Raw genomic sequence first — 12,695 nt, forward strand, 5'->3', positions numbered from 1 at the left:
AGACCCTACGGCGCATTGCCGACGACGACCACCACCACACGCACGACGACCACCGCGGCTGGTAGCGCGGTTAGTAGTAGGGCTGATGTGTGCAGGTTAGTTGTCATTTGGGTCCTGAATGTGTTGTGTGTTTTTAACAGCGAATTTCATACAAACATACTGCTTCGTTTCGCACAACAGCTTTATTCGCCATGGCTGAAAATCGTGCGTGAGATCACATCCGCGTTTCAGCGTTTAAATGGTTGTTGCAGCAAACTCCTGACGCAGCTCATCAATCGGCAGGTAACGCCCGATAATCACTAAGCGCGAAACGCGTGACTCGGACGGGTGCCACATCGAGCCATAATCAAAACCCACCACTTTATGCACACCCTGCACAATCAAGCGCTGCGGATGATCGGCAATCGCCAGTACACCTTTATAACGCAGCATGTCGTTGCCAAAACGCGCGATGCAGCTTTCCATAAATGCGCCGATTTTTTTCACATCCAGCATTCCGGCATCAAAAACATGCGCCTGAATGGCATCATCCCAGGAGCGTTTGGACGGCATTTTACGGAATGGCTGGAAACGATCGGGGTGGCTGGTATCAGCACGAATCACATGGAACCCTGCGGCCACGTCGATGTTATCGGTGAGTTCAAAAGCGTTAAGATCAAGCCAAAACTCTTCCGGACACTCACCGTTTACGATCTCAAACAGATCCGCTTTGTTATTGATCCGATTAATCCGATCGAGCGCCAGCTGTTTTGTCTCTTCATCAACACGATCCGCTTTAGTCAGCAAAATACGATCGGCAAAGCCAAGCTGTGACGCCGCAACCGCATGCTCATCAAGCTGGCGTGAGATATGTTCGGCATCAGCAAGTGCGATAACCGCATCCAGGCGCAGCGCTTCACGCAGGTGTTCATCGACAAAGAAGGTTTGGACGATAGGTGCTGGGTCCGCAAGGCCCGTAGTTTCAACAATCAGACGCTCAAATTTCAGCGTTCCGGCCGCACGCTTTTCCAGCATTTCTCTTAATGCTGCGGTGAATTCCCCGCGCACGCTGCAACAGACACAGCCATTACTCAGTTCCACAACGTTGACGTTTTCACCGCCTCTGAGCAATGCGCCATCAATATTTACTGCACCAAATTCGTTTTCAAGAATAGCGACGGGGGCGTTGTCGCAATGGGCGAGAAAATAGTTGAGAAGTGTGGTTTTCCCGGAGCCGAGAAAACCCGTTAACAGGGTGACAGATACCGCTTGATTCATGTCAAATTCCTTCGTTTAGCAGCAGCGAGCGCCGCCTTTTCCGCCGTAGCGCGCATCCTGACGCTCACGGAAAAACTCTTCATATGTCATTGGCGTCTGCTCCGGATGGGTCAGACGAATGTGTTGTACGTAGTTGTCGTAATCAGGGACGCCAACCATCAGTTTAGCGGCCTGGCCGAGATATTTTCCAGCTTTAGCGAGTGTGTCGAACATGGTAGCTCCGGGCGTAAAATCCACCTCCCCTTACGGGGAGATGGATGAATGGCTTAGTGCGCACTTTTCGCCTGCGCAACAATCTGCTCAACATCTTCAGGCATCTTCTGGTAAGGCGTTTCCTTCGCCGTTGGCGTGTCCGATCTCAGCGCCTGGCGCGCGGTTTTAATTGCAAACAGACCAATCACCACCACAACCACCATAAAGAAGATGGTCAGCCCAGCATCCAGACGGTTGTTAAACACCAGTTGGGTAAGCTGAGACTGAGTGTATTGCGCGGGAATATTGCCGCTGTCTATCATTGCCTGGAACTTGTTAGCGATAGCTAGGAAGCCCACTTTCGGGTTGTCGCTGAACGCTTTTTGCCAACCAGCAGTCAGCGTACAGAACAGCAGCCAGGCCGTTGGCACCAGCGCCACCCAGGCGTATTTCTGTTTCTTCATCTTAAACAGCACGACCGCACACAGCATCAGCGCCATACCCGCCAGCATCTGGTTAGCAATACCAAACAGAGGCCACAGGGTGTTAATACCGCCAAGGGGGTCAACAACGCCCTGATGCAGGAAATAACCCCATGCCAGCACGCAAAGCGCCGTCGCCAGCAAGTTCGCAGGCAACGAATCTGTACGCTTGAGGCTTGGGGAGATTACGCCCAACAAGTCTTGCAGCATAAAGCGCGCCGCACGTGTACCGGCATCGACCGCGGTCAAAATGAACAGTGCTTCAAACAGAATAGCGAAGTGATACCAGAACGACACATCCATCAAGCCGCCCAACGCGCCATGCAGAATATACGCCATACCAACCGCAAGCGTTGGTGCACCGCCTGCACGGGAAATGATGCTTTGCTCGCCCACTTCATTGGCAATGTTGGTTAAGGTGTCTGGAGTGATATGGAAGCCCCAGCTACTGACAACACTTGCCGCAGAGGTGACGACATCCACCGTCCCTGCCGGAGCCAGAACCGCCATCGGGCTGTTCATCGCGAAGTAGACGCCAGGGTCGATAACACAGGCCGCCACCAGCGCCATAATCGCCACAAACGATTCCATCAGCATGCCGCCGTAACCGATGAAACAAGCCTGGTTTTCGTTAGCCAGCATTTTTGGCGTGGTGCCAGAGGCAATCAGCGCGTGGAAGCCTGAAACTGCACCGCATGCAATGGTGATGAACAAGAACGGGAACAAGTCGCCGGTCCAGACCGGGCCAGTGCCATCAATGAATTTAGTCAGCGATGGCATTTGCAGCGTTGGGCGCATAATCAAAATGCCAATCGCCAGCCCAATAATGGTACCGATTTTCAGGAAGGTTGAGAGGTAATCACGCGGTGCCAGCAGCAGCCAAACTGGCAGAACTGCGGCGACAAAACCATAACCCACCAACATCCAGGTCAGTTGCACACCAGTAAAGTCAAAGTACGGTGCCCAGGTTGGGCTTTCGGCAACCCAACCGCCAGAAATAATGGCAAATATCAGCATCACCAGGCCGATAACCGACACTTCACCAATGCGGCCAGGGCGCAGGTAGCGGATATAGACACCCATAAACAACGCCAGCGGAATGGTGAACGCCACGGTGTAGGTGCCCCACGGGCTATGGGTCAGCGCTTTCACCACAATCATCGCCAGCACCGCGAGGATGATAACCATGATCATAAAGCAGGCCACTAGCGCGATCACACCCGCCGTGTTGCCCATCTCTTCTTTCACCAGTTCGCCCAGTGAACGCCCGTCACGACGGGTTGAGACAAACAGCACCATAAAATCTTGTACTGCACCGGCTAACACCACACCAGCCAGCAGCCAGAGCATACCAGGCAAGTAACCCATTTGCGCGGCAAGCACCGGCCCGACAAGCGGTCCCGCACCAGCAATCGCAGCAAAGTGGTGACCGAACAACACTTTCTTGTCGGTAGGTACGTAGTCAAGCCCGTCGTTATGGCGCACAGCTGGCGTCATACGAGTGGCATCAACAGTTAACACCCGTTTAGCGATAAACAGGCCGTAGTAACGATAAGCGATGAGGTAAACGCAGATTGAGGCAACTACAATCCACAATGCGTTTATCTGTTCGCCACGATTGAGTGCGATGTAGCCGAGCGCGAATGCACCTATCAGTGCAAGCACAGCCCATATGAGGTGTTTCCCTGGATTATTCATATTGTTTTCCATGTGTAGAGCCAGAGGTAGAGGCAGACGGTATTACCGTTTTGTTCTAGAACAAGCACATGGATTTAACAACATTGAAACATTGGAATACAGTGGTTTAACCAGGTCTTTACATCAGCTTGTTAAGGAGATCACGATGTGGTGATGGTTCTGCCATTGCTTGATAGGTGATGGTTCCGTTCACCGAGAGTTCAGTGATCACTGTAGTTACCGAAACGGTGAACGGACCAAGGGTGCTACCGCAGCACCCTTGGCAATCCCGGCTCCCGGCGATTAAATCGCTGCTTCGCAGTAAACCTCCGTTTTTCCTTTCAGTCCCAGGGTCGGTTGTGACTCGCTCCCGGCGATCACAACCTCTCGCCGTTCCCGACGGCTCGACCCGGCCTTACAGTCAAAACGGAGGCGATTTATGCCGGACTCAAAGGTCAACGTCAAAAGCTAAGGTCAAAAGCAGAATCGGTTATGACCTTGTTCACGGTATAAATTGCCCCAGCGTTACCCACCTGGCACGTTCACCGTTCGCGGGAAATTATGGGATCGAATATCGTTCAGGTGAACGGAAAACCTCCGGCTTGCCATAAGCATCACCCTAATAACGCCGTCGTCAACCGACTCGTACAGCACCTTTTCCCGCGAGCATCAAAAATCGCAATTTCCCACACCTGGGAAGACCGTCCTAAATGCAGCGGTTTGCATACTCCACGCACCGTTCCTGATGCCACCGCGCGATGATGGCTGGCGTTTATCTCCGTTCCCACCACGCACTGCCCTTCGCTTGTCGTCAGAAATCCAGCCATAGACCCCAGCGTTTCTGCCAGCACCACAGACGCGCCGCCATGTAGCAAACCAAATGGCTGTTGGGTGCGGTGATCAACAGGCATTTGCGCTTCCAGACTTTCGTCGTCCATGCGTGTGTAAACAATACCGAGATGCTCAACCATCGTTCCGACGCTGGTTTTATTTAGCGCCTCGAGCGTAAGTTCCCTTTTCCAGATACTCATTCAGGCTCCAAGCGTTGCGCCGCCATCAATCACAATATCCTGCAACGTGATGTGGCTGGCGTGCGTTGAAGCGAGGAACAAAATCGTGCTGGCGATCTCCTGCGGGCAAGCGATTTTGCCCAGCGGAATACCCAGTTTGAACTGTTCCGGGAAGCCCTGAATACGCTGCTGTTCGGCGTCCGGTGTTTTCCACAACGTGCGTTGCATATCGGTATCCGTCGAACCCGGCGATACCACATTGCAGCGCACGCCAAAGGGAGCCAGTTCGAGGCCAACGGTTAATGCCAGACTTTTGAGAGCCGCTTTCGATGCACCATAAGCCGACATTCCGGTGCGCGGCGTGTGTGCCGCATCGGATGCAACGGTGACAATCGCCCCGCTGCGCTGTTCGCGCATGCGTGGCATCACGGCGCGGAACATATTGAACGCGCCGCCGACGTTGACCGCAAATGTGTCCTGCCAGTCCTGCAACGCCAGGGCATCGGTTGCGCCCATGCGCAAAATTCCTGCCGCGTTCACCAGCACATCCAGTTGCTGTTCGTCGCTAAGTATTCTTTGAGTCACGCGGCCCACCTGGTCTGCATCCGCCACGTTGACCACTTCGGTGGCGAACGGATAAATATCCAACGGGAACGCCAGATCAAAGCCGACAACCGTCGCACCCGCGTCGCTAAACGCCCGCGCGGTGTGGTAACCAATGCCTCTGCCTGCCCCCGTTACCCAAACTTGTTTGCCGCTAAAATCGATGTTCATGCCGCGACTTCCCGCGACAGCAGCACCCACCAGGCGTCAATCGTCGGGTTCTTCGCCAGCATCACGAAATCAATGTCGGCGTGGATTTTGCGCCAGCGTGCCGCCAGCGCCATCATGCGCACGGAATCAAGACCGTAATCAATCAGGTTTTCGTCATCATCAGGGATATCAGATTCATCAAGCAGCGGCATGACGATTTCACGCAGTTGCTGTTTGTTTTGCGGCGCGCTTTCCGGCAATAAATCGCGGGTCATCACCACGCGCCCGGAACGGCCTGCAGTGTATTTCAGCGCCATCATGTGCTCTTCGCGGCTGAAATCAGCCAGCGCATCGGCCACCATAAAAGGTTTGATATCGCGCATAAACGCGTCAGTTGCCGTAGTCATGCAGCCAATGTGCGCGTACACACCGCAGATAATGAGCTGGTTGCGTCCCGTTTCTTTTAAAGCTTGCTCCAGCGGCGAGCGGATAAACGCGCTGTACCGCCATTTGGTCAGCACCGTGTCGTGTTCGTCTGGCGCAAGTTCTGCCACCACTTTCTGGCGTTCAGGGTATTTGTTTAAGCCCGGCCCCCACATGTCGTTGAGCAGCGCACGGTCTTCATCGCTCTGGGCATTAGGCTGCGCGGTGTAGTAGACCGGAATATTGTGGCGCTTGCAGTAATCGCGCAGCGCGGCAATGTTGGCGATAACCTGCTGGATCATCGGGCAATTGTCGCCCCAGAAATCGATGAAATATTCCTGCATATCGTGAATCAGCAGTGCCGCGCGCTCGGGTTCAAACGCCCAGTTCACTTTGTTTTCCGGGATGTCGGCAACTGTCGGTAAGGTGTATGCGTTCAGTTTTGGAATAGCCATAAATTCTCCGTCAATCAGGAAGCCAGTTGCTTATCAGCAATCAACTGGCGCAAACGTTTTTTGTCCACTTTGCCCACCGCGGTTAGCGGCAGGTTCTCAACGATTTCAATACGATCCGGCAGCTTGAAGTCGGCAATACCTAACTCACGCAAATAACGGCGAATTTCCACCGGGCGGAACGGGCGGCTGCCGACGATAAACGCGCAGCTTTTCTCGCCCAATAAACTGTCTTCCATCGAAACCAATGCGGCATGCACGATCTCTTCGTGGCGCAGTAACAGGTTTTCGATCTCCTCGGCGGCGATCTTCTCCCCGCCACGGTTGATCTGATCTTTCTCGCGCCCCTGCACGGTAATGTAGCCGTCTTCGGCAATCGAAATCAGATCGCCCGAGCAGTAGAAACCGTTGGCATCAAAGGCGCTGGCGTTGTGCTCCGGGCTGCGGTAATAGCCACGGAAGGTGTATGGCCCGCGCGTCATCAGTCGGCCGACTTCGCCATATGGCAGCGGGTTTCCCTGCTCATCGGCCACCCAGACTTCGTCGTCCGGGCACATTGGTTTGCCCTGGGTTTTGAAGATGTGGTCGTTATCGTCGTCAAGGCGCGTGTAGTTCACCAGGCCTTCGGCCATGCCGAAAACTTGCTGTAACTGGCAGCCAATTTCAGCGGGAATGCGGGCGGCCAGCGCTTCGCTCAAACGTGCGCCGCCCACCTGCAACAACGCCAGCGACTCAAGGGATTTATTGCTGCCCCACTCGCCAATCGCTTGCAGCCACAGGCTGACGGCCGGCGGCACCAGCGCGGTGGCATTGATTTGGTGGCGTTCAATCAGCGGGAAACAGAGCGTGGCACTCGGGTCATTTGCCAACACCACGCGCCCGCCGCCATAAAACACGCCCAGCGAACCAGGCGAACTTAGCGCGTAGTTATGTGCCGCCGGGATCGCGCACAGAAAGCGCGTGTTCGCATCAAAGCGGCAGATTTCTACGCTACGGCGAATGCTGTAGTAGTAGTCGTTATGAGTGCGAGGGATCAGTTTTGGCGTGCCGGTACTACCGCCAGAAAGCTGGAAAAAGGCCACTTCATCGGCCGCCGATGGCGAAGCGACAAAGTTGTCTTCCGCTTCGTTGATGAAGGCACTTAGCGAACGTTCACGATCGTTTTCATTGAGCAACACAGCCATGCGTAGCGATGCGTTTTGCTGGCACAGCGACTCGAGAAAATCATCATGAGCGAACAAACTGTGTTTGCGATCGGCAATCAGCACCACCGGCTCGATTTGCTTAGCGTAGGCTTCCATTTCGGTGCGCTGGTGGCTGAACAGCGCGTTAACCGGAGCCACGCCAATCTTCAGCAGTGCAAACAGTGTGATATAAAGTTCTGCCACGTTGCCAAGTTGAACCAGCGCGGTTTCACCACGGCTCAGGCCACGGCGCTGTAGTGCGCAGGCCAGCCGCGTAGCGGCCAGTTCGAGTTCGCGATAGCTGTAATGGCGCTCACCTTCGATTAACGCAATCGCGTCGTTTTTGGCCTGGCGGCTGAGAATATCGGTAAGAGGCAAGTCGGCCCAGTAACCTTTTTCGCGGTAGCGAGCGGCCAGTTCATCCGGCCAGCGAGTGAATTGAATCGCCATTTAATTAAGTCCAAATACGTTGAGCATGGTGGAAAGTTTGACGCCGGTTTCGCGCCATTCCGATTCAGGAGAGGAAGCAGGCACAATCCCTGCTCCGGCGAACAGGCGCACCTGGTTACCGCCCACGCGGGCGCAGCGAATAGTGACTACCCACTCGCCGTTACCTTCGGCGTCACACCAGCCGACGATGCCGCCAAACAGTTCGCGGTCGAACGGTTCCAGTTCGGCAATTAATTTTTGCGCCACATCGTGCGGGAAACCGCTCAACGCCGGGGTTGGGTGCAGCAGGCAGGCAAGCGAAAGCGCGTTGTGTTGATGGTCTTCAACCTGGCCGTAAATCGGGGTCGCGAGGTGCCATAAAGTTGGCGTGGTGATAAGTTCCGGCGTATCGGAAAGCGTTAAATGTTGGCTATGCGGCTGCAAAACATCGCGCATCGCCTGGGTCACGAGGCCGTGTTCGTGGCGGTCTTTGCTTGAGCGCAGCAGCTGCGCACCAATTTCGCTGTCGCGCTGGATATTGTTTGTATCGCGACGCGCCGAGCCTGCCAGCGGCAAGGAGCTGAAATTCTTGCCCGATTTGCGTAGCAGCAATTCCGGGCTGGCACCCACCAGCGAGCTGCCATCGGCTAGCGGCACGTGGAAGTTGTAGCTGGTCGGGTTTTGGCTAATCAGGCGATTGAGCAAAGCATCGAGGTCAACGGGCGCATCCGTTTCAATATCAATCAGGCGCGAGAGCACCACTTTGTCGATATCCGGCTGGGTGGTAGCGGCAGCGGCATGCGCCACCATCGCCATAAATTTTTCTTGTTCAGGGACAGCTTTACGTTCGGCAATGTTCAGCGGTTGGGCCGCACCACACTGGCTGGAATCAATCTGGCGTTGAGCACGTGAAAACGTCTGCCAGCTTTCAGGAATAAACAATGCTGATGGTTGGCGGGGATCGAAGGGGATTGCGCCTACGGCAACGGGCTTCTCGATACCGTGCTTTTTGGCGTTTTCGAACGCTTCACGCAACTGTTTTTGCAGCCCAGCATTGAGGTTTTCACCATCAAGTGCCGGGCAGTCGAGTCGAGTAAAGCAGCCGCTTGTCGAGAAACTTCGATAAGGCGACATAAAGAAAAAACTATCGGCACAAGAAGTTAGCTGTTTTTCTTGCGGCTGCCGGGCCAGTAACGTATCCATCCATCCTCCGTCAAAAAATGATAAAAGATATTAATAATAATTATCATTTGTATTTCGGAGTCGTAACCTAAAGAGAAACCGCCGCGCTGTCAACAAAGGCAAATTTATTTTAACAATTGTGCCGCTTGCACCCTGATGGCATAACAGTGAAAATGAGAAGCATTACCATAACTTTGCGCATAATTTCCTACAGGATGTCATTGAGTGAAAATCAGATTCTCCGCACTAATCCTTTTCTGCCTGAGCAGCTTTGCCCACGCCGCCGACTGGCCGCGCACCATCACCGACAGCCACGGTACGCACACGTTTGAGCAGGCACCGCAGCGTATTGTTTCAACCAGCGTGACGTTAACCGGCTCGCTGCTGGCCATTGATGCGCCCGTTATTGCAAGCGGTGCAACGACGCCTGGCAACCGAATGGGTGACGCGCAGGGTTTTCTGCGCCAGTGGGGAGATGTGGCTAAAGAGCGTAACGTTCAACGCTTATATATTGGCGAAGCCAGCGCCGAAGCCGTTGCCGCACAAATGCCGGATCTGATTTTGATTAGTGCAACCGGTGGTGATTCTGCCCTCGCCCTTTATGAGCAGCTCTCTGCCATCGCACCAACGCTTGTGATTAATTATGACGACAAGAGCTGGCAGCAATTACTGACTCAGCTTGGTGGCATCACCGGGCATGAGAAGCAAGCCGCTGGGCGAATTGCCAGTTTTGATAAGCATCTGAGCGAAGCAAAAATGCATATGACATTGCCACCGCAGCCGGTGACCGCGCTGGTTTATACCCCTGCCTCACATTCGGCGAACTTGTGGACGTCAGAATCTGCGCAAGGGAAATTGCTTCAGCAGCTTGGCTTCACATTGTCGACGTTACCCGCGACAATTCAGGCCAGTAAGAGCATGGGGAAACGTCATGACATTGTGCAACTTGGTGGGGAAAACCTGGCCGCAGGTTTGAACGGTGAAAGTCTGTTCCTGTTTGCCAGCGATGAAAAAGATGCCACCGCGCTGGAAAACAACCCGCTGCTTTCGCATTTGCCTGCCGTGCAGCACAAGCAAGTTTATGCGCTGGGCACTGAAACTTTCCGTCTGGATTATTACAGTGCCACTCAGATTCTGGAGCGGATGAGTAAGCTGTTTGCCAGTAAGTAATGGATTGCATGTCGGATGTCGCTAACGCTAATCCGACCTACTGCTTTCAGGTGATTGCGTGGTTTTTCCATGTCGGATGTCACAGCGACATCCGACATGGTTCATGTTTTAAGCAGGAACGGTTTGCTGGTAACGTCGCAATTGCACCAGCACAATCGCCAGCACAACCCCGCATATCGTTAGCGCAAAACCACCCGAGCTTGCAGCCGCAACAGGCGTCATAGCAACGGTCATTCCGCCCAAAATCGCAGCACCAATCGCATCACCCGTCACGTTCTGCGCAGTCCACAGGCCGTTGATACGCCCTAACATCCCGTCCGGGGTAAGCGTCTGAATTAGCGTGTATTGCAACAAAGAGCTAATCGCACTGAGATAACCAAACAGCGCAAGGCACGCCAGCCCAAGCCCCCAAACCGGCATCAGGCTGAAAATGCCAATCGAGATAAACGACACAACACCCGTTCCCAGCATGATCATGCCCGGACTCGCGTGATGGGCAATACGCCCGCTGGTCAACGCGCCAATGGCGGCTCCCAGTGGTACGGCGGCATACATCAGGCCGATTTGCGCCGCACTCATTTGCCAGTGCCCGGCGAGCGCCGGATATAACACGCGCACCGCACTCGCCATCGTGAGCAACGCGCCGACTAACGCAATGCCGCCGATAATCGGGTGGCCAACCAGAAAACGTAAACCATTCCACAGTGACAGCAGCGGGTTTTCACGCGCTTGTGGCGGCGGTGCCAGTTTCGGCAAACTCAGCAACGGCAGCAAAGTGATAAAGGTGCCGACGGAAGCCAGCGCGTAGTTCCACACCACGCCGCCCGACGCCAGCAGCAGCCCGCCGATCATCGGTGAAATCACCGAGCCCAGGCGCACTGTGAGCATGGTAATCGCACTTGCCTGCATCAGGTTTTCACGCCCCACCAGCGCAGGTGTTGCGGCTAAAAGCGCAGTCACACCGAGCGCACCAAAGAACCCATCCCACACGCCAAGCAGGTAAATCGCCGCCAGCGATGGTTCAGGTAATGCGGCGTTAATCGTCAGGCCAATAAAGCCGACGCCGCAGGTAGAACGGGCCAGAAGAATCAGGCGGCGGCGCTCGTGGCGGTCTGCCAGCACACCCCCCATCATCAAACCGATAAACATCGCCGAACCGGTTAGCGTCACCGCAAGACCGACCTGCAAAGAAGAACCCGTCAGGGTCTGAATTTGTACCGGCACCGCAACGCCCAACAACCCCAACGAAACAATGGAGATAAAACGGGCGAGGAAGACCGCACGAAAAGCGGGATGAGTCTTGAGTAAACTGAGATTAAGCAGCAAAGAATTGCGGTTCATTACATGGCCTTAAAGCGAATTTTTCTTTCCGGGTGCGAGGCGGCTCATGCTAACATAAACAAATAAGAGTGATAATGATAATAACTATCATTTAATTTTACATGATTTTTGTAGGGCTACGAAGTGAAGGATATACAACGTATGTCACGCTGGTTCATCCTGCTGAGTTTGCTGTTTTTACTCGTTTTAATGGCAATACTCAGTTTGTTATTAGGTGCCAAATCCCTCCCTGCCGAAGTGGTTATCGATGCACTTAGCAGCCAATGCCAAAGTGCAGATTGCACTATCGTGCACGACGCTCGCCTCCCCCGCACGCTCGCCGGTATTCTTGCGGGCGGCGCGCTGGGCCTTGCCGGTGCGTTGATGCAAACCCTGACCCGAAACCCACTGGCTGACCCCGGTCTGCTTGGCGTTAATGCCGGAGCGAGTTTTGCGATTGTGTTGGGTGCGGCGGTCTGGAGCCTGACCTCTCCTCTGGCGCTCCTTGGGCTTGCCTTTTCAGGCGCGCTGTTTGCTGCCCTGGTGGTGGCATTTACCGGTAGTCAGGGTGGCGGCCAACTCAGCCCGGTGCGCTTAACGCTGGCAGGTGTTGCACTCGGTGCGGTGCTCGAAGGTTTAAGCAATGGCATCGCGCTACTTAACCCAGTGGTCTATGACCAGCTACGTTTCTGGCAGGCCGGTTCACTCGATATCCGTACGCTTTCAACGTTGAAAGTCATTGTCTTGCCCGTGCTGGCAGGCGGTGCGATTGCGCTGCTTATCAGTCGTTCTCTAAACAGCCTGAGTATGGGCACCGATACCGCAACTGCACTTGGCAGCAAAGTGGCACGCACTCAGTTGCTCGGTTTAATCGCCATCACTTTATTGTGTGGCAGCGCGACCGCCGCTGTCGGACCAATTGCTTTTATTGGCCTGATGATACCGCATCTGGCACGTTGGCTGGTGGGCGCTGACCACCGATGGTCGCTTCCCGTCACCTTGATTGCCACACCGGTGCTATTGCTGTTCGCCGATATTGTTGGCCGCATGCTGGTTCCTGGCGAATTACGTGTTTCAGTGGTGAGCGCATTTATTGGCGCACCGATGCTCATTTACTTAGTCCGCCGCCAGCGTAAAGGAGCAGGAATTTGAACCGCCTCTCCC

12 protein-coding genes are annotated in these 12,695 nt (G+C 54.4%); 2 read left to right on the top strand and 10 right to left on the bottom strand.

What is annotated here, in order from left to right; translation table 11 throughout:
• Positions 1-5: 5 nt before the first annotated feature.
• From ivbL to entC, 9 genes are all read right to left on the bottom strand, one after another.
• Positions 6-107 (bottom strand): ilvB operon leader peptide IvbL, encoded by a 102-nt coding sequence (gene ivbL / locus EDF88_RS07850; RefSeq protein ID WP_134183912.1) that lies wholly within the window; start codon positions 105-107, stop codon positions 6-8.
• A 127-nt stretch (positions 108-234) separates the two neighbouring features.
• Positions 235-1,257 carry a GTP-binding protein gene (locus EDF88_RS07855; RefSeq protein WP_134183914.1) on the bottom strand — a complete coding sequence of 341 codons (1,023 nt, stop codon included), beginning with the start codon at positions 1,255-1,257 and terminating at the stop codon, positions 235-237.
• Between the two features lie 15 nt (positions 1,258-1,272).
• Positions 1,273-1,470, bottom strand: a complete 198-nt coding sequence (locus EDF88_RS07860) for a YbdD/YjiX family protein (RefSeq protein ID WP_034456870.1) — start codon at positions 1,468-1,470, stop codon at positions 1,273-1,275.
• A 53-nt stretch (positions 1,471-1,523) separates the two neighbouring features.
• Positions 1,524-3,629 (bottom strand): pyruvate/proton symporter CstA, encoded by a 2,106-nt coding sequence (cstA, locus tag EDF88_RS07865; RefSeq protein ID WP_134183916.1) that lies wholly within the window; start codon positions 3,627-3,629, stop codon positions 1,524-1,526.
• A 593-nt stretch (positions 3,630-4,222) separates the two neighbouring features.
• Positions 4,223-4,639 carry a proofreading thioesterase EntH gene (gene entH / locus EDF88_RS07870; RefSeq protein ID WP_134183918.1) on the bottom strand — a complete coding sequence of 139 codons (417 nt, stop codon included), beginning with the start codon at positions 4,637-4,639 and terminating at the stop codon, positions 4,223-4,225.
• Positions 4,640-5,386: a 2,3-dihydro-2,3-dihydroxybenzoate dehydrogenase gene (gene dhbA, locus EDF88_RS07875; RefSeq protein ID WP_279586335.1), complete on the bottom strand. Its 747-nt coding sequence runs from the start codon at positions 5,384-5,386 to the stop codon at positions 4,640-4,642. It abuts the gene before it with no gap.
• Between the two features lie 2 nt (positions 5,387-5,388).
• Positions 5,389-6,249, bottom strand: coding sequence for an isochorismatase (locus tag EDF88_RS07880; RefSeq protein ID WP_134183920.1), 861 nt, complete (start codon positions 6,247-6,249; stop codon positions 5,389-5,391).
• 14 nt (positions 6,250-6,263) lie between these two features.
• Positions 6,264-7,880 carry a (2,3-dihydroxybenzoyl)adenylate synthase gene (locus EDF88_RS07885; RefSeq protein ID WP_134183922.1) on the bottom strand — a complete coding sequence of 539 codons (1,617 nt, stop codon included), beginning with the start codon at positions 7,878-7,880 and terminating at the stop codon, positions 6,264-6,266.
• Entirely contained in the window at positions 7,881-9,062 is a 1,182-nt protein-coding gene (entC, locus tag EDF88_RS07890; RefSeq protein ID WP_134183924.1) for an isochorismate synthase EntC, read from the bottom strand. It lies immediately after the preceding gene.
• 204 nt (positions 9,063-9,266) lie between these two features.
• On the opposite strand from entC, the gene fepB reads away from it, so the two are divergent.
• Entirely contained in the window at positions 9,267-10,211 is a 945-nt protein-coding gene (gene fepB, locus EDF88_RS07895; RefSeq protein ID WP_064516822.1) for a Fe2+-enterobactin ABC transporter substrate-binding protein, read from the top strand.
• A gap of 108 nt (positions 10,212-10,319) precedes the next feature.
• On the opposite strand, the gene entS is transcribed toward fepB, so the two are convergent.
• Positions 10,320-11,552, bottom strand: a complete 1,233-nt coding sequence (gene entS, locus EDF88_RS07900) for an enterobactin transporter EntS (protein WP_134183926.1) — start codon at positions 11,550-11,552, stop codon at positions 10,320-10,322.
• Positions 11,553-11,693: 141 nt separating this feature from the next.
• Here entS and fepD point away from each other — a divergent pair, with 141 nt between their 5' ends.
• Positions 11,694-12,683: a Fe(3+)-siderophore ABC transporter permease gene (gene fepD / locus EDF88_RS07905; RefSeq protein WP_134183928.1), complete on the top strand. Its 990-nt coding sequence runs from the start codon at positions 11,694-11,696 to the stop codon at positions 12,681-12,683.
• Positions 12,684-12,695 lie beyond the last annotated feature (12 nt).

The organism is Buttiauxella sp. BIGb0552 (genome assembly GCF_004366275.1).
GTDB classification, from domain to species: Bacteria; Pseudomonadota; Gammaproteobacteria; order Enterobacterales; family Enterobacteriaceae; genus Buttiauxella; species Buttiauxella gaviniae.